The 24,501-nt window shown below is 55.6% G+C and carries 25 protein-coding genes; 2 read left to right on the top strand and 23 right to left on the bottom strand.

The window, feature by feature from the left end; translation table 11 throughout:
* The 10 genes from yycF to rpsF all read right to left on the bottom strand — a co-directional run bounded on the left by yycF (position 1) and on the right by rpsF (position 10,214).
* Positions 1-708 carry a response regulator YycF gene (yycF, locus tag AV656_RS13775; protein ID WP_063182915.1) on the bottom strand — a complete coding sequence of 236 codons (708 nt, stop codon included), beginning with the start codon at positions 706-708 and terminating at the stop codon, positions 1-3.
* A gap of 281 nt (positions 709-989) precedes the next feature.
* Positions 990-2,369 (bottom strand): peptidoglycan DD-metalloendopeptidase family protein, encoded by a 1,380-nt coding sequence (locus AV656_RS13780; protein WP_197462257.1) that lies wholly within the window; start codon positions 2,367-2,369, stop codon positions 990-992.
* Between the two features lie 380 nt (positions 2,370-2,749).
* Positions 2,750-4,036 carry an adenylosuccinate synthase gene (locus AV656_RS13785; RefSeq protein ID WP_063182919.1) on the bottom strand — a complete coding sequence of 429 codons (1,287 nt, stop codon included), beginning with the start codon at positions 4,034-4,036 and terminating at the stop codon, positions 2,750-2,752.
* A 138-nt stretch (positions 4,037-4,174) separates the two neighbouring features.
* Entirely contained in the window at positions 4,175-5,527 is a 1,353-nt protein-coding gene (gene dnaB, locus AV656_RS13790; RefSeq protein ID WP_008300426.1) for a replicative DNA helicase, read from the bottom strand.
* A 12-nt stretch (positions 5,528-5,539) separates the two neighbouring features.
* The gene (gene rplI, locus AV656_RS13795; RefSeq protein WP_063182921.1) at positions 5,540-5,986 is read right to left on the bottom strand and encodes a 50S ribosomal protein L9; all 447 of its coding nucleotides are present in this window, start codon (positions 5,984-5,986) and stop codon (positions 5,540-5,542) included.
* Complete coding sequence (locus tag AV656_RS13800; RefSeq protein ID WP_063182924.1) at positions 5,983-7,959, bottom strand: DHH family phosphoesterase; 1,977 nt, start codon at positions 7,957-7,959, stop codon at positions 5,983-5,985. Before AV656_RS13800 ends, rplI begins: the two co-directional genes overlap by 4 nt.
* Before the next feature lie 11 nt (positions 7,960-7,970).
* Positions 7,971-8,912, bottom strand: a complete 942-nt coding sequence (locus tag AV656_RS13805; RefSeq protein WP_063182926.1) for a YybS family protein — start codon at positions 8,910-8,912, stop codon at positions 7,971-7,973.
* Positions 8,913-9,093: 181 nt separating this feature from the next.
* On the bottom strand, positions 9,094-9,327 hold the full coding sequence (gene rpsR, locus AV656_RS13810; protein WP_063182928.1) for a 30S ribosomal protein S18: 234 nt from the start codon (positions 9,325-9,327) through the stop codon (positions 9,094-9,096).
* Positions 9,328-9,369: 42 nt separating this feature from the next.
* Complete coding sequence (ssb, locus tag AV656_RS13815; RefSeq protein ID WP_063182930.1) at positions 9,370-9,882, bottom strand: single-stranded DNA-binding protein; 513 nt, start codon at positions 9,880-9,882, stop codon at positions 9,370-9,372.
* A 41-nt stretch (positions 9,883-9,923) separates the two neighbouring features.
* Complete coding sequence (gene rpsF, locus AV656_RS13820; RefSeq protein ID WP_008300436.1) at positions 9,924-10,214, bottom strand: 30S ribosomal protein S6; 291 nt, start codon at positions 10,212-10,214, stop codon at positions 9,924-9,926.
* A gap of 338 nt (positions 10,215-10,552) precedes the next feature.
* Between rpsF and AV656_RS13825 the strand changes: the two genes are divergently transcribed.
* Positions 10,553-11,194 carry a DUF3267 domain-containing protein gene (locus AV656_RS13825; RefSeq protein ID WP_231877304.1) on the top strand — a complete coding sequence of 214 codons (642 nt, stop codon included), beginning with the start codon at positions 10,553-10,555 and terminating at the stop codon, positions 11,192-11,194.
* 177 nt (positions 11,195-11,371) lie between these two features.
* On the opposite strand, the gene ychF is transcribed toward AV656_RS13825, so the two are convergent.
* The 3 genes from ychF to AV656_RS13840 all read right to left on the bottom strand — a co-directional run bounded on the left by ychF (position 11,372) and on the right by AV656_RS13840 (position 13,728).
* The gene (ychF, locus tag AV656_RS13830; RefSeq protein WP_063182934.1) at positions 11,372-12,472 is read right to left on the bottom strand and encodes a redox-regulated ATPase YchF; all 1,101 of its coding nucleotides are present in this window, start codon (positions 12,470-12,472) and stop codon (positions 11,372-11,374) included.
* Positions 12,473-12,571: 99 nt separating this feature from the next.
* Positions 12,572-12,775, bottom strand: coding sequence for a DUF951 domain-containing protein (locus AV656_RS13835; RefSeq protein WP_035002395.1), 204 nt, complete (start codon positions 12,773-12,775; stop codon positions 12,572-12,574).
* Between the two features lie 44 nt (positions 12,776-12,819).
* A complete protein-coding gene (locus AV656_RS13840; protein WP_063182936.1) occupies positions 12,820-13,728 on the bottom strand; it encodes a mechanosensitive ion channel family protein in 909 nt (302 codons plus the stop codon).
* Positions 13,729-13,813: 85 nt separating this feature from the next.
* Between AV656_RS13840 and yyaC the strand changes: the two genes are divergently transcribed.
* On the top strand, positions 13,814-14,449 hold the full coding sequence (yyaC, locus tag AV656_RS16205; RefSeq protein ID WP_082818756.1) for a spore protease YyaC: 636 nt from the start codon (positions 13,814-13,816) through the stop codon (positions 14,447-14,449).
* Here the strand turns inward: yyaC and AV656_RS13845 are convergent.
* The 10 genes from AV656_RS13845 to rnpA form a co-directional block, all read right to left on the bottom strand.
* Positions 14,330-15,067 carry a DUF554 domain-containing protein gene (locus AV656_RS13845; RefSeq protein WP_063182939.1) on the bottom strand — a complete coding sequence of 246 codons (738 nt, stop codon included), beginning with the start codon at positions 15,065-15,067 and terminating at the stop codon, positions 14,330-14,332. The two genes, yyaC and AV656_RS13845, sit on opposite strands and share 120 nt — an antisense overlap.
* 62 nt (positions 15,068-15,129) lie before the next feature.
* Entirely contained in the window at positions 15,130-15,972 is an 843-nt protein-coding gene (locus AV656_RS13850) for a ParB/RepB/Spo0J family partition protein (RefSeq protein WP_063182942.1), read from the bottom strand.
* Entirely contained in the window at positions 15,953-16,726 is a 774-nt protein-coding gene (locus tag AV656_RS13855) for a ParA family protein (RefSeq protein WP_063182944.1), read from the bottom strand. The genes AV656_RS13850 and AV656_RS13855 overlap by 20 nt, the downstream gene beginning before the upstream one ends.
* A gap of 147 nt (positions 16,727-16,873) precedes the next feature.
* On the bottom strand, positions 16,874-17,743 hold the full coding sequence (noc, locus tag AV656_RS13860; RefSeq protein WP_063182946.1) for a nucleoid occlusion protein: 870 nt from the start codon (positions 17,741-17,743) through the stop codon (positions 16,874-16,876).
* 146 nt (positions 17,744-17,889) lie between these two features.
* The gene (rsmG, locus tag AV656_RS13865; protein WP_063182948.1) at positions 17,890-18,609 is read right to left on the bottom strand and encodes a 16S rRNA (guanine(527)-N(7))-methyltransferase RsmG; all 720 of its coding nucleotides are present in this window, start codon (positions 18,607-18,609) and stop codon (positions 17,890-17,892) included.
* Positions 18,610-18,673: 64 nt separating this feature from the next.
* Positions 18,674-20,563 carry a tRNA uridine-5-carboxymethylaminomethyl(34) synthesis enzyme MnmG gene (gene mnmG / locus AV656_RS13870; RefSeq protein WP_063182950.1) on the bottom strand — a complete coding sequence of 630 codons (1,890 nt, stop codon included), beginning with the start codon at positions 20,561-20,563 and terminating at the stop codon, positions 18,674-18,676.
* A 53-nt stretch (positions 20,564-20,616) separates the two neighbouring features.
* Positions 20,617-22,002 carry a tRNA uridine-5-carboxymethylaminomethyl(34) synthesis GTPase MnmE gene (mnmE, locus tag AV656_RS13875; RefSeq protein WP_063182952.1) on the bottom strand — a complete coding sequence of 462 codons (1,386 nt, stop codon included), beginning with the start codon at positions 22,000-22,002 and terminating at the stop codon, positions 20,617-20,619.
* Positions 22,003-22,285: 283 nt separating this feature from the next.
* A complete protein-coding gene (gene jag, locus AV656_RS13880) occupies positions 22,286-23,185 on the bottom strand; it encodes an RNA-binding cell elongation regulator Jag/EloR (protein ID WP_063182954.1) in 900 nt (299 codons plus the stop codon).
* Entirely contained in the window at positions 23,182-24,048 is an 867-nt protein-coding gene (yidC, locus tag AV656_RS13885; RefSeq protein ID WP_063182956.1) for a membrane protein insertase YidC, read from the bottom strand. Before yidC ends, jag begins: the two co-directional genes overlap by 4 nt.
* 83 nt (positions 24,049-24,131) lie before the next feature.
* On the bottom strand, positions 24,132-24,476 hold the full coding sequence (gene rnpA, locus AV656_RS13890) for a ribonuclease P protein component (RefSeq protein WP_063182958.1): 345 nt from the start codon (positions 24,474-24,476) through the stop codon (positions 24,132-24,134).
* Positions 24,477-24,501: the final 25 nt, after the last annotated feature.

Raw genomic sequence — 24,501 nt, forward strand, 5'->3', positions numbered from 1 at the left:
TTACTCCTGTTCCGGATTGCGCAGGTAGTATCCGACGCCGCGTCTGGTTACGATCCATGCCGGATGGCTCGGATTGTCTTCGATCTTCTCGCGCAGGCGGCGGATCGTCACGTCGACCGTCCGCACATCGCCGAAGTAGTCATAGCCCCATACGGTCTGGAGCAAGTGCTCTCGCGTCATTACCTGGCCGATATGTTTGGACAAATAATGGAGCAGTTCGAATTCCCTGTGGGTGAGCTCGATCTGCTCACCGCGTTTCTGGACGAGGTAGGCATCCGGCTGGATCGTCAGATTGCCGACGGTGATGTCGTTGGACACTTCCTCTTCCGCCTCAGCCGGCGCAGCCTGGTGGCGGCGCATGTTGGCCTTCACGCGCGCGATCAGTTCGCGCGTACTGAAAGGTTTGGTGACATAGTCATCCGCTCCAAGCTCCAAACCGAGAACTTTGTCAATCTCTGAATCTTTCGCTGTCAGCATGATGATCGGAAAATCATATTTCTTTCGCAGCTCCCGGCAAACTTCCATGCCATCCTTTTTCGGGAGCATGATATCGAGCAGCGCCAGGTCCGGGACAGTCTCTTCAACAAGCTCCAGGGCCTCTTCGCCGTCGTATGCCGTGATGACGTTGTAGCCTTCTTTTTTTAGATTAAACTGGAGGATGTCCGCAATCGGTTTTTCATCGTCCACTACAAGAATCGTCTTGTCCATGCTGGTCTTCCCTTCTTCTTATCAGGTTCGATCCTGTTTCCCTTATGCTATCACGAGTTTGCAAGTTCCGCACCTTTGTGAGATTAGGTCTCAACCTATTTAATGTCCGGAAAAAAGATTTCACGGCACTGCGGTGGGAAGTGTCGAACCCGGGAAATAATGGGTTCATTTCCCGGGCAATAATCGCCTCCGGACGACATATTTCCCGAGGAAATGCCGGAAATGCAGCAATCAAAAAGGACGGCAAGCCCGCGGGCTGCCGTCCTATCTTCATGATTCGTTTACTTGCTCACTACTGTGAGCGGGTCGATCAGCTGTCCGTTCTTGCGCACTTCAAAGTGCAGATGCACGCCGGTGGAGTTTCCGGTGTTGCCCATCACGCCTAGCTTCTGGCCCTGAGCAAGTTTCTGCCCCGGCTTGACACTGATTGATTCAAGGTGGGCATACAGCGTCGTATAACCATTCCCATGATCGACCACGACCCGGTTGCCGAATCCTCCTAAAGGACCCGTCTCGGTGACGGTTCCCGCATCAGCAGCCAGGATCGCTTCCCCGCTGGGGCGGGCAATGTCGATGCCATTGTGCTGGCGGCCCCATCGCGGTCCCTTCTTGCTCGAGATATAGCCGCCCTGCGCCGGCCAGGCGAATTGGCCCGTCGCTGCGCCCTGCACGACTTTCGTACCGTTCAGGATGAGTTCGTCAACCGGCTCTTCGACCACCTCGTCTTCCAGCACCTTCTCGGATACTTTCTCCCCGTTTACGGTTTCCGTGACAGACAGCTTCTCTTTCCTGCCGTCTTTCCCTGACCGTGCAACTTTCTTCTCACCCTTGAGAATGGAACGATCGTTCTTTGTAACTTTCTGGTGTGCGATTGGAGAAGCTTCACGTTGCTTCCGTGTGACAGAGACTTCCACGTAGGGTTCCTCGACGAGGACCTTTACCGTACTTCCGGCATCCAGTTCCGTCTGTCCGCCCATCCCGTCATTCAGCTCTTGGAGCCGTTCCACGCTCATGCCATGCGACTTTGCGACGGTCTCCGGCGTGTCACCTTCCTCAGCGGTATAGTCACGTTCGACAGGCTTTCCGGAAAGCAGGAGTGCGAGTGCATCTTCATCCGTCTTAATGTTCTCCGGAGCGGTATAAACTTCTTTTGCCTGCAGGTCCGCCTTCAGGGAAAGGTGGGTCACCTGTGTCTTGCCTGCTTCAGGCTCAGGGAATTCACCGGCTTCCTGTGCTGCTTCATAAGCCGCCAGTTCTTCCTCGGTCATATGCGTCAGCTTGACGCCCCGGATCACCCGGTTGAATGCCTCCGCATCCTTCAGGTGGAACAGGGTGTCTCCGCCTACCTGGACAGCGAGAGACTTCGCTTCGACGGTGAGTGCTTCGTCCATCATTTCCTTTACAGATTCCTCGTCGGCAGAGTCATTGCTTCCAAATACTTTCTCTTTTACGACGGAAAGCTCACGGCCAACGACGAGTTCAAGGTCTTCATGGGCAGCCTCCGCCTCGGCTTTTTTCTCATCCACCGCATGGTCGACGACTTCCGGACTCTTGACTGTCCCGATGTATTCGCCATCTTCATAAACATGGTACTGATCACGAAGACCTTCCTTTGCGAAACCCGTTCCGGTGAAAAGCAGGGAACCCATAAGTATAGCCAACGAAACCTTCCTGAATTTACCCTGCCTCTTTTGTCCAGAAGATGGAGAACTTAAGTTAGAATTATCTGTGCTTCCTTGCATCTTATTTCTTTGTCCTTTCTGTGTTTCTCTATCTATATCTCATTATTTATATACTCAGCCTCAGCCACTTTAACAGTTCATATATATAGGTACAAGGAGTGTGGGACGTTTGTAATGCAACTGTAAAATGGGACCCAATACCCAGCGGACATACCAAAATATTCGTTTATTATTTCAGCAATATGACAGGTGTGACAGCTGATAAAACACAGAAAAAGGAAAGGAATTTCATGAGCAATCATGCTTGCAGACATCAAAAAACCACCCTCCCAGATGGAAGAGTGGCAGGAAGCATCGGCTTAGCGCCAGACGCTCTTGATAATATTGGTCTGTGTGCGGTCGGGTCCAACCGAGAAAATGGAGATCTGGACGCCCGTCAGCTGGGCAATCCGCTCCAGATAATGGCGTGCATTATCCGGCAGTTCGTCGAGGGAGCGGACACCTGTGATGTCTTCACTCCAGCCCGGCATCTCTTCATAAACCGGCTCGCAGTCGTCCAGCACACGAAGGTTCGCCGGATACTCGGTGATCAGCTCGCCCTTATACCGGTAGGCCGTGCAGATTTTGACTGTCTCGAGACCCGACAGTACGTCAATGGAATTGACCGTCAGATCGGTTAGCCCGCTCACGCGGCGCGCATGGCGGACGACAACGCTGTCAAACCATCCGATGCGGCGAGGGCGGCCCGTGGTTGTACCGTATTCCTTGCCCACTTCACGGATGCGGTCACCGGTTTCGTCGAACAGCTCCGTCGGAAACGGTCCGTCTCCGACACGGGAAGTGTAGGCCTTGCAGACGCCGACGACGTGGTCGATCTTCGTCGGGCCGACGCCCGCACCGATTGTGACACCGCCCGCAACCGGGTTGGACGACGTGACGAACGGGTACGTCCCCTGGTCGATGTCCAGCATGACGCCTTGTGCACCTTCAAACAGCACACGGCGGCCCTCATCCAGTGCGTCGTTCAGCACTTTGGATGTATCCGTCACATACTGTGCGATCTTCTGCCCATACTCGTAGTATTCATCGAGGATGTCTTCAGCCTTGAAGCCTTCCGTCTCATAGAACTTCTCAAGCAGGCGGTTTTTCTCCTTTAGATTGCGGTTGAGCTTTTCCTCGAACACTTCCTTGTCAAGGAGGTCGGCAATCCGGATGCCGATCCGTCCGGCCTTGTCCATATAGGCCGGGCCGATGCCCTTGCCTGTCGTGCCGATCTTATTCTCGCCCTTGCGGAGTTCCTCGACTTCATCCAGCTTGATGTGGTAGGGCAGGATGACGTGCGCACGGTTCGAGATGCGGAGATTGTCCGTCTCAACCCCGCGTGCATGGAGCCCTTCCAGCTCGGTGACAAGCGCCTTCGGATCAACGACCATACCGTTGCCGATGACCGAAATTTTATCCTTATAGAAAATTCCCGACGGAATCAGGTGAAGCTTATATGTCTCCCCGCCGAAAATGATCGTATGGCCTGCGTTGTTTCCGCCCTGATAGCGGGAGATGACCTCCGAGTTTTCCGAAAGGAAGTCGGTGATCTTCCCTTTTCCTTCGTCTCCCCATTGCGTTCCGACTACCACCACTGATGGCATAGATCTGCACCTCCGATGGACGGCCTGTTGTTCACGTCCGATTTCAAACAGATATAGTGTATCAGTGATCCGGTATCGGGTCAAGAAAAAACCGAACGCATGGATGCACTCTAGCATCGAACGTTCGGGTTTTAAAAGTCATGCCGGCGGCGCCTCGTGCTGGCTCCAGTCAACATTGACAAATTTGTTGTATTCCTTCACGAATGCAAGCTTTACTGTGCCGGTCGGGCCGTTCCGCTGCTTCGCGACAATGATTTCAATCATGTTCTGGTCTTCGGTCTCTTTGTCGTAATAGTCCTCGCGGTAGAGAAATGAGACGATATCGGCATCCTGCTCAATCGAACCCGATTCCCGAAGGTCAGACATCATCGGACGTTTGTCCTGGCGCTGTTCGACACCACGGGACAGCTGCGACAGGGCGATGACCGGGACCTCAAGCTCACGGGCGAGCCCTTTGAGTGAGCGGGAGATTTCCGAGACTTCCTGCTGGCGGTTCTCGCCGGGTTTGCCGCTGCCCTGGATCAGCTGGAGATAGTCAATCATAATCATTCCGAGGCCGTGCTCTTGCTTGAGCCGGCGGCATTTGGCACGGATTTCGCTGACCCGGATGCCCGGTGTATCGTCGATGTAGATCCCTGCGTTCGACAAACTGCCCATCGCCATCGTGAGTTTGCGCCAGTCTTCGGCTTCCAGTGCACCGGTCCGGAGCACCTGCGCATCAATGTTGCCTTCGGCGCAGAGCATCCGCATGACGAGCTGGTCGGCGCCCATCTCGAGGCTGAAGATGGCCACGTTCTCGCCGGCCTTCGTCGCAACGTTCTGTGATACGTTCAGGGCGAAGGCCGTTTTCCCGACGGACGGCCGCGCCGCGACGATAATCAGGTCGTTGCGCTGGAAGCCTGCCGTAATGTGGTCGAGGTCACGGAATCCTGTCGGGATACCGGTGACCTCGCCTTTGCGTGTATGAAGCAGTTCAATATTGTCGTACGTCTGGACGAGGACATCCTTGATGTGTTTGAAGTCGCCCGCATTCTTGCGGCTGGCAACCTCCATCATCTTCTTCTCTGCCTCGGCAAGCACCGCATCGACCTCATCCTCACGGGTGAAGCCGTCTTCGACGATGCCCGTCGCGGTCCGGATCAGCCTCCGGAGAAGCGCCTTCTCCTCGACGATTTTCGCGTAATACGCGACGTTCGCCGCCGTCGGTACGGCATTGGCGATCTCCGTGAGGTAGGAGATGCCGCCGACGTCCTCCAGCTCTTTTTTCGCCGAAAGCTCCTCGGTGACGGTAACGACGTCAATCGCTTCACCGCGATCGCTGAGTGTCACCATCGTCCGGAAGATTTTCTGGTGGGATACCCGGTAGAAATCCTCCGGCACAAGCGTCTCCGCCGCCGTGATGAGTGCCTGCGGTTCGAGGAAAATCGCCCCGATTACCGACTGTTCGGCTTCGTTGCTGTGCGGCGGGATGCGGTCAAACTGCTGTTCCATTCCGTTCTCTCCTTATTCTTCCGTCACATGCACCTTGAGCGTCGCGGTGACGTCCGAATGGAGCTTGATCGGAACGTTGGTATAGCCGAGCGAACGGATCGCATCCGGCAGGTCCATCTTCCGCTTGTCGATTTTGATGCCCTGCTGCTTCTCCAGTGCCGATGCAATTTGCTTCGATGTGATCGAGCCGAACAGCCGGCCGCCCTCCCCGGACTTCGCCTTGAGTTCGACAGTCATCTGCTCCAGTTTTTCCTGCAATTCTTTTGCTTCGGCCAGTTCCTGCGCGGCATCCTTCTCGGCGCGCTTTTTCTGTCCATCCAGCTTGCTCAGGTTTGCAGGCGTGGCTTCGACGGCTACGTTGTTCTTGAACAGGAAGTTCTGTGCATATCCGACGGAAACTTCTTTGATTTCGCCTTTTTTTGCTTTGCCTTTTACGTCTTTGAGGAAGATTACTTTCATTCTTCGGTTCCCCCTTCTGTCATTTCACTGATGGTCTCCTTCAGCCTGGCAAGCGCCTCGCTGACGGAGTCCGTATCAAGTTGTGCGGCGGCGTTGGTCAGGTGTCCGCCGCCTCCAAGCCGCTCTGCGATCAGCTGGACATTCAAGTCGCCGAGCGATCGGGCGCTGATGCCGACCCGTCCCTCGGGCCGCAGTGCCACGACAAACGAGGCAACGACGCCTTTCATCGTGAGCAGCGTATCGGCCGTCTGCGCGACAAGGACCGGGCTGTGCGGCTCCCCCTCCGCTCCGTGCGCGATGGCAATGCCGCCTTCCAATACCTCGACGGTCCGGATGATGTCCGCCCGTTCAAGGTACGTGCCGATGTCCTCTCTCATGAAACGCTGAATCAGCACTGTGTCGGCACCGTTTGAGCGGAGGTAGGAAGCAGCTTCGAACGTGCGGGAGCCTGTTCGGAGGGTAAAGCTTTTCGTATCAACGACAATACCGGCAAGCATTGTCGTGGCCTCAAGCGACGAGACCTTTTCGCCTTTCGGCTGGTATTCCAAGAGTTCGGTGATCAGTTCAGCCGTCGATGATGCATACGGCTCCATATAGACCAGAAGTGTGTCCTCGATAAATTCCTCGCCTCGGCGGTGGTGGTCGATGACGACGGTCTTTTCAGCCTTGCCGAGAAGACGCTCATCGACGACAAAGTTCGGCCTGTGCGTATCTACAATGACAAGCAGCGTCCGGTCGGTGATGATGCTGAGCGCCTCGTCCGGCGTGATGAAATGCCGGAACAGGTCAGGTTCTGAGCGGATCTCCTCCATGAGGCGGATCACACTCGCGTCGAGCTCGTCCGGGTTGATGACGACATAACCCTCGACACCGTTCAGCTGAGCCATTCTGCGCACTCCGATGGCGGCCCCGATGGCGTCCATGTCCGGAAGTTTGTGGCCCATGACGATGACTTGGTCGCTTTCCTGGATCAGGTCGCGCAGGGCATGCGAGATGACACGCGCGCGGACACGGGTGCGCTTCTCGACAGGGTTCGTTTTGCCGCCGTAGAACTTCACGCGGCCGCTCGGCTGCTTGATGGCGACCTGGTCGCCTCCCCGGCCCAGAACGAGGTCAAGCCCTGACTGGGCAAGTTCCCCGAGTTCCGGAAGAGAGGCGGAATCCGCTCCAATCCCGATGGAGAGGGTGAGCGCCGAGCTTTCGCGCGCTGTTTCTTCACGGATTGAGTCGAGGATCCGGAATTTGTCCTTTTCCAGCTCATGGAGGATGGACTCATTCAGGACGGCGAGGAACCGGTCCGAGCTGAACCGTTTCACGTAAATGCCGTACTCGGCTCCCCAGTCATTGATGCGTGTGGTCACCAGGCTGTTCAGGCGGCTTTTCGTCTGGTCATCCATGCCGGAGGAGAGTTCATCGTAATTGTCGACAAGAATCATTCCGAGAACGGTCCGGTCCGCATAGTAGAGCGTTTCGATCTCGAGCTGTTCGGTGATATCAAACAGGTAGAACAGCTTTTCGTCCGGCTTGTAGATGACCTTGTACTGCCGGTTGCCGAGGGAGATGACCCCCTCCGGATCTGCCCCTTCCTTCACGAAGGAACGGAAGTCTTCTGACAGCCCGAACAGTTCCTCGCCGATGAGCGTATCGTGCTCGAGCAGCTGGGACATGTACGGGTTCGCCCATTCAATCGTAAACTGGTCGTTGATGAGGATGATTCCGATCGGCATTTCGAGAAGTGCTTCCTCGCCGACCTTCTTCATCCGGACGGAGAGATTTTCAATATGTTTTTCGGTCTCGGCATAGGTCCTCGCCTCGATGCGCCATGCGGCCGCAAGCGCAAGGATGGCAACGATCAGCCATGCAGCCGCCACCCATTCATTGTAAAGCCATATCGGGACGGTCGCCCCGAGAATAATTACCGTCAGGACCGCAAGCGGTGTCCGGATCGGCCGTTGTCTGAAAAAACTTCCCATTCGTCAGCCACTCACTTTCCTTTGCTTCCCGTAATGTACCCCCTCAGCTTGAAGCCGATGTCGATGATCCCGAGCAAAGAGATGATCGGGAACAGCAGCGGCGCCAGGAAGACTGCAAACACGAGGAGCCAGCCCGGTTTGCCGGAGGCGTGGAGAAGATATGCGATCAGCGACAGGCCCTGCAGGAAAAACAGTGTCCGCAGGATGAGCATCGCATTCATGACGATCAGATAGCCCGTTGAACCGGGCTCGAATTCCCCGACCAGCGACGCGATCAGAATGATCACGTAGTAGATGAGGAGAACCGCCGGCAGCTTCATGTCGCGGAACGGGGGAAACTTCGGCACCGCCGTCCCCAGCTTCCGCATGACCGGGAAAAGGATGGCGAGCGTCACGAAGGCGGTCACGTAGGAGACGAAGATGAAGGCGGAAGGGATGAGCGTCTGCACCTGCAGAAGCGCATCAGAGACCATCTCATCGTATTCCGGGGGCTTCTGGCCCATACGGTCCATCAGTTCGCCCGCCTGCGCGTACATTTCGCGCATCTGGCCGGTCAGTTCGGCGATGATGTTCATATTCATCAATAATGCGGCAGCCGCGTATTGCAGCACCCCTGTGATGAGCACCGCCAGACCCGACGCCATGAATATATACAATTTGGATTTTCCGGTCCTCACGCCGTCCCCGATGATGAATCCGACGGGAGCGTTGAGCAGGGCCAGGATCAGCCCGCCCGGACCGGCGATCAGGAGGGAGAGGATCACCCCGGCACCCGTCACGGTAAGCGACGGACCGCGGCTGTAGCGCGCACTGTAGAGCGCCAGCGGAAGCGGGATAAAGAACACCGTGAGCACACCGAGGACCGGCACATAGTAAGTGATGGCCGTAAGCAGTGTGAACAAGGCGGCCATCATCGCGCCGAAGGTCAGTCTTCTCGCGTTGTCATTACCCATGGTCAGCCTTCTTTCGGATAGGATACCCACCAGATTTTCATGTGGAATCTTCCTATCATTGTATCATGTTTTGCTGTAGGGACCAAAAAGGGACGGGCTTCCTGCGGCTGTCCGCGGTGCCCGTCCTCCGATAGAAAAAAAGACATTCCGGCAAGGGCCGGAACGTCTTTCGTTCTCATGATTAGCGTTCTTCCGCTGTGAATGGAAGAAGTCCCATGATCCGGGCACGCTTGATGGCAACTGTAAGCTTGCGCTGCCATTTTGCGCTAGTACCCGTCACACGGCGTGGGAGGATTTTCCCGCGCTCGGAGATGAATTTTTTAAGCATATCGACCTCTTTGTAGTCGATGTGCGTGATGTTGTTGGACGTGAAGTAGCAGACCTTACGGCGTCTGCGTCCGCGACGTGGTGCCATACTGGTTCGCCTCCTTTGTTCTTGGATTTGACGGTGTGATGATCAGAACGGCAGGTCGTCGTCCGATACTTCGATCGGTCCGCCGCCCGGCGAGAACGGATCATCATCCGTGCGTGTATAGTTATTCTGATTCGGGGATTGCCCCTGATAATTGTTATTGTTGTAGGACGGCTGGCTCTGCTGAGGCTGGCCACCGTAAGACGGCGGTGCCTGCTGGCCGCGGTCGCCGCCCGCTCCGCGAGGTTCGAGGAACTGGACGCTGTCCGCCACGACTTCCGTCATGAACACGCGCTTTCCGTCCTGGCCGTCGAAACTGCTCGTCTCGATGCGGCCATCGACACCCGCGAGGCTGCCTTTCCGCAGGAAGTTGGCCACGTTCTCGGCCTGCTTCCTCCAGGTCACCACGTTGATGAAGTCCGCATCCCGCTCCCCGCGCTGGTTCGTGAACGTACGGTTCACGGCCAGGGTGAAGCGGGTGACGGCGATGCCCGACTGCGTGTATTTCAGTTCAGGATCCTTCGTAAGTCGGCCGACCAGGACAACACGGTTAATCATCAGACAACAACCCCCTTTTGAGATTTCTGTTTAACGGAGAATCACTTCTCGTCTTCGCGGATCGCGATGTGACGGATGATGTCTTCGTTGATATTCGCAAGACGTGTGAATTCATCGATCGCAGTTGTAGGCGCGTTGGTTTTTACGATGTGGTAAACCCCTTCGCGGAAGTCGTTGATCTCGTAAGCGAGACGACGCTTGCCCCATTCTTTCGACTCGATGATTTCCGCGCCTTCAGAAGTGAGGACTCCGTCAAAGCGCTCAACGAGTGCTTTTTTCGCCTCATCCTCGATTTTCGGCTGGATGATGTACATGATTTCGTACTTGTTCATCAAGATGTCACCTCCTTGTGGACTTGTGGCCGGCCGCGATGCGGCAGGCAAGGAGTAAAATATTCAATACTTACTCACATCGGTTTATTCTACCACGGTGCCTGTCCGTTTTCAACTATTTTCTATGGAAAGCGATGCAATCGATGTATGGCTTATAATTTGTGATATGGGGCAGGTTGATTTCCGCTCCAGGCGGACGCTTTCCGCGGGCTTGGCCTTAGCCCACGCACCGCTCCGCTTTGCGTGGGCTAAGGCTCAAGCTATTCCCGCAGGAGTCGCCGCCCTTCGCTGCAATCAACATAAAACACACATTTAATCTAGGGGGCAATTATGTGAACATGGAAGATTTGGAATCCCGTGAGCCGGATCGGGTGATTGAGCTGGATCTCCGGCGGGTGATGAAGCAGAGTCTCTGGCTGACGGGCGGAGGCGCTGCCGTTCTTTATCTGGTCAGTTTCCTCGTGAGGGGAGAGCTTTCGGTGTCCGTCTCGTTCGGGGGCTTTATGCTCGGGTTGCTGCTGTTCGCCGTCGGCTACGTCGTGCTCATCGTGCTGCATGAGGCGTGCCATCTGCTCGGTTTCCGGGTGTTCGGAGGCGTGCCGTTCAAGAAGATGGCTTACGGGGTGAACCTGGAGATGGGTATCGCGTATGCGACGACCGAAATCCCGCTCCGGAACCGGCCGATGCGGCGCGCTCTGCTGATTCCGCTATGGCTCACCGGAGTCCTTCCGGGCATCATCGGCATCTGGCTCGACAGCCATCTGCTCATCTTGCTTTCGGCCTTTCTGATCGGCGGGGCGGCGGGCGATCTGGAGATGGACCGCCGGCTCAAAGAGCTTCCGGACGACTGGCTCATCCGGGACGATCCCGAGAAGCCGAAGCTGTATGCCTATGATCCCCAAGGAATGGCCGCAATACCGGATGAACCCGAGAGAACAGAAGATGGGCCGGATGAAAACGGCACGACTCACAAAAGCTGACCGCCCGCCATTGCGTGGTCTTTCGTGTTCCCCGCGCGGACTCTCATGTCCCTTGCCTGAACTCTTATTCTCTGTCCCTGGTCTTTCGAGACCGTTTCCCGGTCTCTCGTTAGAATCGTCTATCAAATCCAAAGCCCCGGCTCCGCTTTGCTGCGGAGCCGGGGCTTCAATGTGTAATCAGACGTTAAAACGGAACAGCATGACATCGCCGTCCTGGACGACGTACTCCTTGCCTTCCAGGCGGACCTTGCCCGCTTCCTTGGCAGCGGCCATCGATCCCGCTTCAAGCAAATCTTCATAAGACACCGTCTCGGCACGGATAAAGCCGCGCTCGAAATCGGTGTGGATGACGCCGGCACACTGCGGGGCCTTCATGCCCTTGCGGAACGTCCAGGCGCGTACTTCCTTCTCACCGGCCGTGAAGTAAGTGGCCAGGCCGAGCAGGTTGTAAGATGCACGGATCAGCTGGTCAAGGCCGGCTTCCTCGATGCCGAGTTCCTCGAGGAACATCGCTTTCTCGTCATCATCGAGTTCAGCCATTTCTTCCTCGATTTTTGCGCAGACAACGATGACTTCGGCATTGTCGCCTTTTGCGAATTCGCGGACCTGCTGAACGTATTCGTTGCCGTCCGGATCCGAGATCTCGTCTTCCGAAACGTTTGCCACATACAGCATCGGCTTGATCGTCAGCAGGTTCATGCCTTTGATGACTTTCAGCTCGTCCTCGGTAAAGTCAAACGAGCGGGCCGGCTTCTCATTTTCGAACGCTTCTTTCAGGCGTTTCAGGATCGGCTCCTCAACGAGCGCTTCCTTATCCTTCGATTTGACCATCTTCGACACACGTGTCAGGCGCTTGTCGACGCTCTCGAGGTCGGCGAGGATCAGTTCCAGGTTGATGACTTCGATGTCATCAATCGGGTTGACCTTGCCGGAAACGTGGGTGATGTTTTCATCGGCAAAGCAGCGGACGACCTGGCAGATCGCGTCGACTTCGCGGATATGCGAGAGGAATTTGTTGCCGAGGCCTTCACCTTTGCTGGCGCCTTTGACGATGCCCGCAATATCGGTGAACTCGAATGCGGTCGGCACTGTTTTCTTCGGTTTGACGAGTTCCGTCAGTTTGTCGAGACGCGCGTCCGGGACTTCGACGATCCCGACGTTCGGGTCGATCGTGCAGAACGGATAGTTGGCCGCTTCCGCTCCGGCTTTGGTGATGGCGTTGAACAGAGTCGACTTCCCGACGTTCGGGAGCCCGACGATTCCGGCAGTTAATGCCATGGGTTTCCACAACCTTTCAATCTATATCCAAAAAATTTAAACAGTCTGATTCAATCCCTACAACTTTATAAGTATAAGAAGAAAAGGCAGGGATGTCCATCATTCCCCTGCCTCTGCACGTTCAAGCACTTTTTTCATCTTTTTCTCGAAGTCCCGCCGGGGGATCATGACGCTGTGCTGGCATCCTGTGCATTTGATCCGGATGTCCGCTCCCAAACGAATGATCTTCCAGGCATTTGTGCCGCACGGGTGCGGCTTCTTCATCTCAACCACGTCTCCGATGCCGTATTCTTTCGGCTCCACCGGGATCACCTCCGGGATTCTGCTTTACTCTTGATTCTAACATGTCATTCCGACGGTTTCGAATCCACCATGACCATTTTCGGATACGGGATCTCGATTCCGTTTTCCTGAAGGAATTGCTTCAGGTCCATGCGCAGCCGGCGCGCCAGGCCAAAGTGCATCATCGGGGCGGTTTCCGCGGAAATCCGCATGACGACATGGTTCGGCTCCAGTGCCTGCACACCGAGCAATTCAGGCGGGGCAAGCAGGTCCTCGTAGTTTTCATCACCCATGAGGCTTGCCAGGAATTCCTTGATCAGCGACTCGGCTTTCGGAATATTCGTTTCATAAGAGACCCTGACATCAATGATCGCCAATGAATTGTAAATCGACGAGTTGACGACCTCCTGGATATTGCCGTTCGGGATGATGTGAAGTTCTCCCGTATAGACCTTGATCTTCGTTGTGCGGAGACCGATCTCCTCGACAGTGCCCTCTGCTTCGCCGATCCGGACATAGTCACCGACCGAGAACTGGTCTTCGAAGATGATGAAGAATCCAGTGATGACGTCCTTTACAAGGCTCTGTGCCCCGAAACCGACGGCAAGACCGAGCACCCCGGCTCCGGCGATGAGTCCGGCAACATTGATATTGAATGTCGACAGGATGGCGAGAATCGCCGCAAAGTAGACGACGTAAGAAATGACGTTCTCCAGCAGCTTGAGGAGCGTGCGTTCCCTCCGGTCAGATAGCGGACGCCTCAGCCGGACGCTGAAGACTCGCCGGAGGACCGCCTTGCCGAGGCGGACGACCAGACCGGCAAGGACGATGATGAGCAGAATTTTCAGGGCAACCAGCCCGACATCAAACCATAATTTCTCACTTAACAGAGCCTCTTTTACCCGCTCAAACAAATCGAATGTTTCCTTGGTTTTTTCGGTTACTGTCTCTGCCACCGTAGGTTCTTTGGCCATATCGGCATCAACCTCCTTCGACTTCTGTATATCCTCCCACTTTTGCGCGTATACTTCCAAAAATACGCATAGAAAAGAGGTTCATATGATCCGCATCGGGACGAGTTCTGAACAGGGACGTTTACATTACGCGGAGGCCGGGGCGGCTTGGAGGATCGCCTCCGTCCTTCTCCACCACATACCTTTCGGCGATCGGCCGGTCCGGTTTGTCTGTATCGGGACGGACCGGTCAACCGGTGACTCCTACGGTCCTCTCACCGGCACCTCACTAACCGAGCAGGGGAGCCTTCGCCATCCGATCCTCGGGACACTTGACAGTCCGGTCCATGCACTGAACCTGCAGCGGATCGCCGAGACTGACGAGGATGTGTTCACCGTGGCAATCGATGCCTGTCTCGGCAGGGCCGAGCATATCGGCCAGATTGTCATCGAAGACCGCCCGCTGTTTCCCGGCCGGGCCGTAGGGAAGACGCTGCCGCCGATCGGAGACCTTTCGATCAAGGGCGTCGTCAACGCCGCTGCGCCCAACAGCCAGGAAATTCTCCAGAATACCCGTCTTCACCTTCCGTTCATGATGAGTCGCGTGACAGCAAGGGCGATCTCACTCGCCTGCTGCCGGCATGAAACCAAACCCGTACAGGAGGCCGGTCACGAGGGCCACAATGAGGATCCCCGGTATGAGGTTTGCCACCCGGATCTTCGTCAGCCCGATCAGGTTTAGTCCGATTGCAATGATCATGAGACCTCCGGTCGCCGTCATCTCCTCGATGAAAAATTGCAGCATGTCATCCGGGATAAACCGGCTGATGACGGAAGCAAGCATTGTAATCACACCCTGATAGAGAAAGACAGGCACCGCGGACAGGATGACGCCGATGCCGAGCGTCGAACTGAGAATGAGTGCGGTGAACCCGTCGATGATGCCTTTTGCGATCAGCACATCATGATCGTTCCGGAGTCCGCTGTCGATCGCGCCGATGACCGCCATCGAACCGATCACGAAGATGAGGGTCCCTGTGACAAAGCCCTGGGCGATGCCGCCCTGGCCATCGTCTCCAGGAGTCTTGCCCGCCTTGGACTCCATCCAGCGGCCGAGGCGGTTCAGCTGTCCGTCCAGGTCAAGCCATTCGCCGATGGCCGCCCCGACGACAATTGAGATAATGACAATGATGATCTGGGATGTGGCAAAACTCATCTGGATGCCGATGACCATGACCGCAAGGCCGATGGCATAGGTCACCGTCTCTCTGATCCGTTCGGGTATCCTGCCGAGAAACCGGCCGATGACCGAACCGATGATGATGAGCAGCACGTTTACGAGTGTGCCGAATAATGCCATAAGGATCCCCCTCTCCACCAAAAATAGACCGCCCTTTTTCTCTGCAGAAAAAGGGCAGGTGGTTATTGTTGCTGGTCAAGAAGCTCAAGAATCCGTTCAAGGTCTTCATCCGAGAAAAACTCGATCTCGATTTTTCCCCGATTTTTCGTCTTCCTGATATTGACGCTCGTGCCGAAGAAGTCCCGGAGTTCCGTTTCTTTTTCGGTGATGAAGATGTCTTTCTTTTCTTTCTTTGTTTCACGTGGAACATCTTCGTTCATCCGCTGGACAAGCGCTTCAAGCTGCCGGACGTTCAGATTTTCAGTGGCTGTTTTTTGCGCAACCGGTTCAATCTGTGCTTTTTTCTTTAGCCCCAGTAGTGCACGGCCGTGGCCCATCGACAGCCGGCCATCCGAAAGCATGGCGCGTACCGGTTCCGGAAGAGAAAGGAGGCGCAGATGGTTCGCGATATGCGGACGGCTCTTTCCGAGACGGAAGGCCAGCTGCTCTTGGGTCAGGCCGAGCGTATCCATCAGCTGCTTGTAGGCTTCTGCCTCTTCGACCGGATTCAGGTCTTCACGCTGCAGGTTCTCCAGGATCGCCAGTTCCATCATCTGCTGGTCGGTCATGTCGCGAACCACCGCAGGCACAGAATCAAGTCCCGCCTCTCCGGAAGCACGGAATCTCCGTTCGCCGACGACGATTTCATACTTCCGTCCTTTTTTCCGGACGATGATCGGCTGGAGGATCCCATGTTCACGGATCGATTCGGTCAGTTCTTTGAGGCTTTCCTCCTCAAATACCTTTCTTGGCTGGTACGGATTTGGCTTCAGAAGTTTCAGATCGATCTGTTCCACTTGTTCGGACTGCTTGAGCGACTCTCCGGGAAAAAGCGCGTTCAGTCCCTTACCTAGCCCCTTCGCCATTGCGGATCACTTCCTTCGCCAATTCTAGATAAACTTCCGCTCCGCGTGACCGCGGATCGTAGACAATGATCGGTTCACCGTGGCTCGGTGCCTCGCTCAGACGGACATTACGCGCAATGACCGTATGGTAGACCTTATCCTGGAAGTACTTTTTCACTTCCTCGATCACCTGGATGCCGAGGTTTGTGCGCGCGTCGAACATCGTCAGGAGGACTCCGTCAATCATCAGGTCCTGGTTGAGGTGCTTCTGTACGAGCCGGATGGTCGAGAGAAGCTGGCTTAGGCCTTCCAGGGCGTAGTATTCGCACTGCACCGGGATGATGAGCGCATCCGACGCGGTGAGTGCATTGAGCGTCAGCAGACCGAGGGAAGGCGGACAGTCGATGATAATGTAGTCATAATCATCCTTCAGCTCATCCAGCGCATGTTTGAGGCGAACCTCACGGGATATTGTGGAGACCAGCTCGATCTCCGCCCCGGCAAGCGCGATAGTGGCCGGAATGACGTGGAGGCTCTCCACCTTCGTCGGCATAACCGCACTCCGCACATCGGCATCATCAATCAGGACATCGTATATGCAGTTCTGGACATCGCCTTTGTTGATGCCGACTCCGCTCGTCGCGTTCCCCTGGGGGTCCGTGTCGATGAGCAGCACCTTCTTGCCCAAATGTGCGAGGCAAGCACTCAGATTGACGGAGGTCGTCGTTTTGCCGACGCCGCCTTTCTGATTGGCGATTGATATGATTCTTCCCACAATGCACCTGCTTTCCAACTGCTTCGTTTGTTACGGTATTGGCCGGCCCGTGAATAGGGGGCAACCATTTCTTATATTCTACCAAAATTCTGCCGGACGGTCTTTTGGCCTGACAGAAAAAACTCTTGCCGGAACGGCAAGAGACGGTTACTTCTGTTTCGGAATTCGTACTGTAATCTTGTAGAACTCCTCCTCGTCCTCTTCTTCCGTCTGCAGGCGGATGCCGCTTTGGTTGACGAGGGAGAGGGACTGCCTGATTGTATTGAGCGCGATGCGGACGTCCTTGCTGACTGCCTTGCGCCGCTTTTTCGGCTTCGTCTCTGGTGCCGGCTCTTCCTCAGGGGGATTCAGGATCTCTTGGATCCTAGCTTCGAGCTGTTTGACATTATATTGATGTTCTTTAATTTCTGCGAAAACCTGAAGCTGAAGTTCCTCTTCCTTGAGAGGGATCAGTGAACGGGCATGCCGCTCGGATATCTCACGGTCAAGGATGCCCCTTCTGATCGGTTCCGGAAGTTTCAGAAGGCGGAGCTTGTTGGCCACGGTGGACTGGCCCTTGCCCAGCCGCTGAGCGAGGGCTTCCTGAGTGAGGGAATGGAGCTTCAGCAGTTTGTCGTACGCCATGGCCTCCTCGATCGCCGTCAGCTCTTCACGCTGCAGGTTCTCGATGAGTGCGACAGAAGCGGTCTCCTTGTCGTCCATGTCCCGGATGATGGCCGGCACTTCCGTCCACTTAAGCTTTTTCATCGCCCGGAATCGCCGTTCTCCCGCAATGATTTCAAACTTGCCATCCTCGATCGGGCGAATGACGATCGGCTGGATGACGCCGTGGATATTAATGGTTCTCGCCAGTTCGTCGATCTTCTCTTCATCAAAGATCGTCCTTGGCTGGAAACGGTTAGGTATGATATCGGCCAGGCGGACCTTGATCACATCTTCGGAACGTTCCGCCCCGCTCGTTTCAAATAATTCATCTTTATCGCTGTTCCCGAAAAAGCGCGAGAAAGTGCTTTTCAAAACGGGCACCCCCTTATGGACATCCTACTACAAGACAATTCGATGCGGGGCCGGAAATTCCTTCCCGGGGAGTCCAAATGTAAGAATATATAAAAAATGTTCCACGTGAAACAGCAGGAGGCCATTCACGCGGAACCAATCATTCATTATTTAACAAGCGGAAGTTTGCCCGGGGTGCCGGGTTTCCTCGGGTATTTTTTGGGGGTGCGGGCAACTTTCTCAATGATGAAGATATTGCGCTCGCTGTCTTCGACAGGCAAAAGGAACGAATGGGATTCCTTCAGGCGGCCGCCGAGAAGTTTCACGGCGTATTCCGCTTCCCGCATTTCCTCGCCGGCTGCCGCCGCCTTCATGGAGATGAACCGCCCGCCTTCCTTCACGAGCGGGAGGCACAATTCAGCGAGTACCGGGAGCCGTGCAACCGCACGGGCGGTCACAACGTCGAAAGCTTCCCGGAATTCTGGATTGCGGCCTGCCTCTTCCGCGCGCGCATGGACAAAATGGACATGGTCGAGCCCGAGTTCTTTCCCGAGTTCATCAAGAAACGTGATCCGCTTGTTGAGAGAGTCAATAATCGTCACACGCAGTTCCGGGAAGCAGATCTTCAGCGGAATGCTCGGGAAGCCCGCGCCCGCGCCAACGTCGCAGACGGTCAGCGGCCCGTCAAACGGTGCCTGGAATGCAGCGCTCACCGAGTCATAGAAGTGCTTCAGGTAGACCTGTTCCCGGTCCGTGATGGCTGTCAGGTTCATTTTTTCATTCCACTCAACAAGCAGTTCATAGTAGCGGCGGAATTGGGCAATCTGAGTTTCGCTCAGCGAAATGCCGCGTTTTTCAAGTTCCTGCACAAATTGTTCTTCATTCATTGAGACGGTTCCCCTTCCATAAAACAGGCCGATGCGAATCTCGTTCACATCGGCCTATTGGTGTTTAACCGGATACTTTTGCGATCTTTCCCTGTTCGATGTAGACGAGCAGGATGGAGATGTCTGCCGGGTTGACGCCTGAGATCCGGGAAGCCTGCGCAATGGAGAGCGGACGGACTTCATTGAGGTTGTGGCGCGCTTCGGAGGCAATGCCCTGGATGGCATCGTAATCGATGTTTTCAGGGATCTTCTTGTCTTCCATCTTCTTCAGACGTTCCACCTGCTGCATCGACTTGTTGATGTAGCCCTCATATTTAACCTGGATCTCGACCTGTTCCTTAACCTCTTCCGGCAGTTCCTGATCCGCCGGTGCGGCTGCCTCAATCAGGCCGTAGTGGACTTCGGGACGGCGCAGAAGATCGGAGGCGTGGATCGCTTCCTTGAGTTCGGTGCCGCCGATCTCACGGATGGCTTCCTGCAGCGCTTCGTCAGGCTTCAGGACGGTGCGGCTGAGACGTTTGGTCTCTTCTTCGATCATCCGCTTTTTCTCGATAAAGCGGGCATACCGCTCCTCGCTCTGCAGACCGATGTTGTGGCCGATCTCCGTCAGGCGCAGGTCGGCGTTGTCATGGCGCAGAAGCAGGCGGTATTCCGCACGCGATGTGAGAAGGCGGTACGGCTCGCTCGTGCCCTTGGTCACCAGGTCATCAATGAGAACACCGATGTAGGCATCGGAGCGGCTCAGAATCACTTCCTCGCGGCCGAGCACCCGGGCAGCAGCATTGATGCCCGCCATGATGCCCTGTGCAGCAGCTTCTTCGTAGCCCGATGTGCCGTTGATCTGGCCAGCCGTGTAGAGGCCGCGGATCCGCTTGGTCTCGAGCGTCGGCCAAAGCTGTGTCGGCACAATTGCATCGTATTCGATGGCGTAGCCTGCACGCATCATTTCGGCCTTTTCAAGACCCGGAATCGTTTCGAGCAGGCGGCGCTGGATGTGCTCAGGCAGGCTGGTGGACAGTCCCTGCACATACACTTCACGCGTGTTGCGGCCTTCCGGCTCGAGGAAGATCTGGTGGCGCGGCTTGTCGCTGAACCGGACGATCTTATCTTCGATCGACGGGCAGTAGCGCGGGCCTTTGCCTTTGATCATGCCGGAGTACATCGGTGACAGATTCAGGTTGTCGTTGATGATTTCATGTGTTTCTCCGGTGGTGTAGGTCAGCCAGCACGGAAGCTGGTCGGTGATGAATTCCGTCGTTTCATAACTGAACGCTCGCGGTTCTTCATCGCCGGGCTGGATTTCTGTTTTGCTGTAGTCGATTGTGCGGCTGTTTACACGCGGCGGCGTCCCGGTTTTAAATCGGACAGTCTCAAATCCGAGTTCCTCGAGGTTTTCCGCGAGGCGGATCGACGGTTGCTGGTGGTTCGGGCCGCTGGAGTATTTCAGGTCTCCGATGATAATCTCCCCGCGGAGGAATGTCCCTGTTGTGACGACGACCGTCTCGGCGCGGTAAACAGCGCCGACCTGCGTGATGACACCCTTGACTTCATCGTTCTTGACAATCAGTTCTTCGACAATTCCCTGGTGGAGGTGAAGATTTTCCTGCTCCTCCAGCATGCTCTTCATTTCCTGCTGGTAGAGCACCTTGTCGGCCTGCGCACGGAGTGCCCGTACAGCAGGTCCTTTTCCTGTATTCAGCATGCGCATCTGGATATGCGTTTTATCAATGACTTTCCCCATTGCGCCGCCGAGCGCATCGATTTCGCGGACGACGATCCCCTTAGCCGGACCGCCGATCGACGGGTTGCACGGCATGAACGCAATCATATCTAGATTCATCGTGAGCATGAGGGTCGATGCACCTATTTTCGCTGCGGCCAGGCCGGCTTCTACGCCCGCGTGGCCCGCTCCGATGACGATTACATCGAACTTGCCTGCTTCAAATTGTGGCATGTTCGTTCATCCTTCCTAATTTCTGAGTATATGATGCCGACTTTAGCCGGCGTTTACTTCCCTAGACAGAACTGCGAGAACAACTCATTGATGAGGCTTTCCTGAACGGTATCCCCGATGATCTCACCGAGGATTTCCCATGCGCGGGTCACATCGATCTGGACCATATCCACCGGTACGCCGGCCTCCGCCGCCGAAATGGCATCATCGACGGCACGGCGGGCCTGGTGGAGCAGTGCCACGTGACGGGCATTCGAAACATATGTCATGTCCTGGGAACCTGTCCGGCCCTCAAAGAACATTGAAGCGATGGCCTCTTCCAGCTCATCGATGCCCTCATCTTTAAGAAGGGAGGTCGTGACGACAGGCGCATTGCCTGTCCGGCTGCGCACTTCACCGATGTCCAATTTTCTTGGAAGGTCGGTTTTGTTCGCGACGATGATGACGTCCATGCCGCTGACTGCCTCGAACAGTCGGATGTCTTCTTCGCTCAACTCCTCCGAACTGTTCAGCACGAGGAGGATGAGATCAGCTTCTTTCAGCACCTTGCGGGAACGTTCGACCCCGATCCGCTCGACGATGTCCTCGGTTTCCCGGATGCCGGCGGTATCGACCAGCTTCAGCGGGACTCCCCGCACATTGACATATTCTTCAATGATATCCCGCGTCGTCCCTGCGATATCGGTGACGATCGCTTTGTTTTCCTGGAGAAGACTGTTGAGAAGCGACGATTTGCCGACATTCGGACGGCCGATAATCGCCGTCGAGAGCCCCTCCCGGAGAATTTTGCCTTGGCCGGACGTCCGGATGAGCGCGTCAATTTCCGAACGGACCCACGTGCACTTCTCAACCAGCACCGGGAGCGTCATTTCCTCGACATCGTCATATTCCGGATAGTCAATATTCACCTCGACCTGTGCAAGCGTCTCGATCAGCGCCTGGCGCAGGTCCCCGATGAGACGGGACAGCCGGCCTTCCATCTGGCCGAGCGCGACGTCCATCGCGCGGTCGGTCTTGGATCGGATCAGGTCTATGACACCTTCCGCCTGGGAGAGGTCGATCCGGCCATTGAGGAATGCGCGCTTTGTGAACTCGCCCGGTTCGGCAAGACGCGCGCCGCTCCGGAGAACCAGTTCCAATACGCGGTTCACCGAGACAAGACCGCCATGGCAGTTGATCTCGATGACATCTTCCCGTGTATAGGTTTTAGGTGCCTTCATGAGAGACACCATGACTTCTTCTGCTGTTTTTCCCGTTTCCGGGTCGACGAGATGGCCGTAGTGGATCGTATGCGATGCTGATTCGGCCAGCGTCTTGCCGGAAGGCGAGCGGAACAGTCGGTCGGTGATGCCGACCGCTTCATCCCCGCTCAGCCGGACGATGGCGATCGCGCCCTCGCCCATAGGTGTGGATATCGCCGTAATCGTATCAAATTCCATTCCGGCCACCCCTTTCTATATGGTTATCCACATGTGGATAATCCTCATGCGGGCATGTCAATCTAACATAATATAGTACCACAAATACTCCACGTGGAAAAGTGGCTGAATCGGGCGAAGAAAAATCATCCTGATCTGCATTTGTGGTGGACTGGGAAGATGCCGATCCGGGGGGATTTTCTTCACTGTAAATCCATGTGATCCGACAGAAAAGAATAGATGATTCCAACTGCGAAACATGAGAGAAAGAGCCGGACAGCATCTTTTGCTGTCCGGCTCTTTCTTATTTATGCGGTTCAATCACGATATGGCGGTGCGGTTCCTTGCCTTCCGAATGGGTGTCGACATCAAACCGCTCGGAGAGAGCGTGGTGAATTACTTTCCGCTCCGAAGAAGGCATCGGTTCAAGCGCGACGCGCGCACCGGTCCGGACGGCCTGGTCGGCTTTCCGCTCGGCCAGCACCTTCAGGGTTTCAGCCCGCTTTGCGCGATAATCTCCGACATCGACCGAAACGACGAGAAACTGTTTTGCGTAGTTGTTGGCAACCACCTGGACAAGCTGCTGAAGGGCATTCAGGGTCTGGCCGCGCTTACCGATCAGCATGGCCGCCTTCCCGCTTTCAAGCCGGAACTCCAGGTTCTTGCCATCAAGCGCATGGAACACTTCCGCGTCCTCTGCTCCCATCTCCCGCACGACCGATTTCAGATAGTCTGCGGTCAGGCCGATCGCTATATCAAGATCCCGCTCCTTGTCCTCATCCGAGGCTTCCGGGAGAACCGGCTCAAGCGACTCCACCGGAACGACCGGGACGGCGGGGCCCTTTTCTTCTTCCTGTTCGTTATTAAGCGGCACAGGATCCGGATCTGCAGGATCCTCCCGAAGCGCAGTTCCTTCCGGGTTTTCCGGACCATCGGAAGTCAGCTGCTCCATGGGGACTGCCGGTTCGGCAGCAGGTTCCTCTGCGGGTTCGACCTTCGCCGCTTCCGAAGCTGCCTCCGGCTCGGTCCCGACCACTTCGGCCGTGACGCGCACCTTTGCCTCACGCGCACCGAAGCCCAGAAACCCTTTTTTGCCTTCGTCAATGACCTCGATTTTCACCTGATCACGGGTCAGGCCGAGTTTGGCCAGTGCGTTCGAGACTGCCTCATCGACCGTGGTGCCCGTCGCGACCGTCTGAATCATTTTTTCTTCCCTCCTGATTTGCCGCCCTTTTTCTTCGCCTTTGGCTGGGCCGAAGGACGGGTGCCTGCCGGCTTTTGCTGTGCCGGGCGCTTTTGAGCGGCAGGAGCAGCAATTGCCTCCGCCGGCTCTTCTTTCTTATTAAACGGCTTGTACATGAAAATGTTCGTAATGAACGAAATGATGTTCCCGATGATCCAGTAGAGTGTCAGTGCTGACGGCAGGAACGTACCGAAAGCGAAGATCATGACCGGCATGAAGTACATCATTGCCTTCATCTGCGGGTTGTCCATGGCAGGTCCCGTGCGAAGCACGACAAATTGCGCAGCCGCCGCGATAAATGCCAGGATGATGCTCGGTTCAGCCAGATGGACGCCGAAAATGTCACCGAGTGCAATCTCAGGCGTTGCGTTCATCCGGCTGATCGCATGGTAGAACCCGATCAGGATCGGCATCTGGACAAGAACAGGCAGGCAGCCTGCTGCCGGATTGACATCCCGTGTTTTCAGGAGCTGCTGGAACTCCTCCTGGTACTTCTTCTGAGTGACCGCGTCTTTTGACGGATACTTTGCCTGCAGCGCCTTAATCTCCGGCTGGATCTCCTGCATCCGCTTGGAACTTTGCACCTGCTTGATCATCAGAGGCAGAATCACAAGACGGATCAGGATCGTTACCGCGATGATCGCCAGGCCGTAAGTGCCGAGCAGGCCCTTGAACATCATGATGAGCGAGACAAGCGGCCATACAACAAATTTATTCCAGAAACCTTCGCTGTTCTCATAGATCGGCTCGTTGAATTCCGTACAACCCGCGAGGAACGCGGCGAGGAATGCGACCATGAGAACCAGCCACAACTTCTTCTTCAAAACCTTTCCCCCAGACGTTCATTCTTTTCCACCGGCGGCAAAACCGCCTTTCCCACCATCGTACCATGCGGGAGCGGTGCGTTCTACTTCTTTCTGAGTACTCTGGCGATCCTCATGATATGGATCAGGCTCTTCTTTGTCTCATGGAAATCGATCGACGCCGCCTGGTTGCGGGCAATGATAATGTAGTCCCTGTCCTGAAGGAGTTCATCCTTTAACTCATGGACCGCCTGGCGGACATGGCGCTTGATCCGATTGCGCGTGACTGCGTTGCCGATTTTTTTCGAGACGGAGATTCCGATCCTGAACTCCTCCTGTCCCTCGGTCCTGACCGAATAGATGACGAACTGCCGGTTCGCGAACGATTTCCCATGCTTGAAAACCCGCTGGAAGTCCTTATTTTTCTTTACCCGCTGGTGTTTATTCATAGTTGGATCCACCTGCTTCTCGATT

Origin of the sequence: Bhargavaea cecembensis (genome assembly GCF_001619585.1) — a bacterium.
Classification (GTDB): domain Bacteria; phylum Bacillota; class Bacilli; order Bacillales_A; family Planococcaceae; genus Bhargavaea; species Bhargavaea cecembensis_A.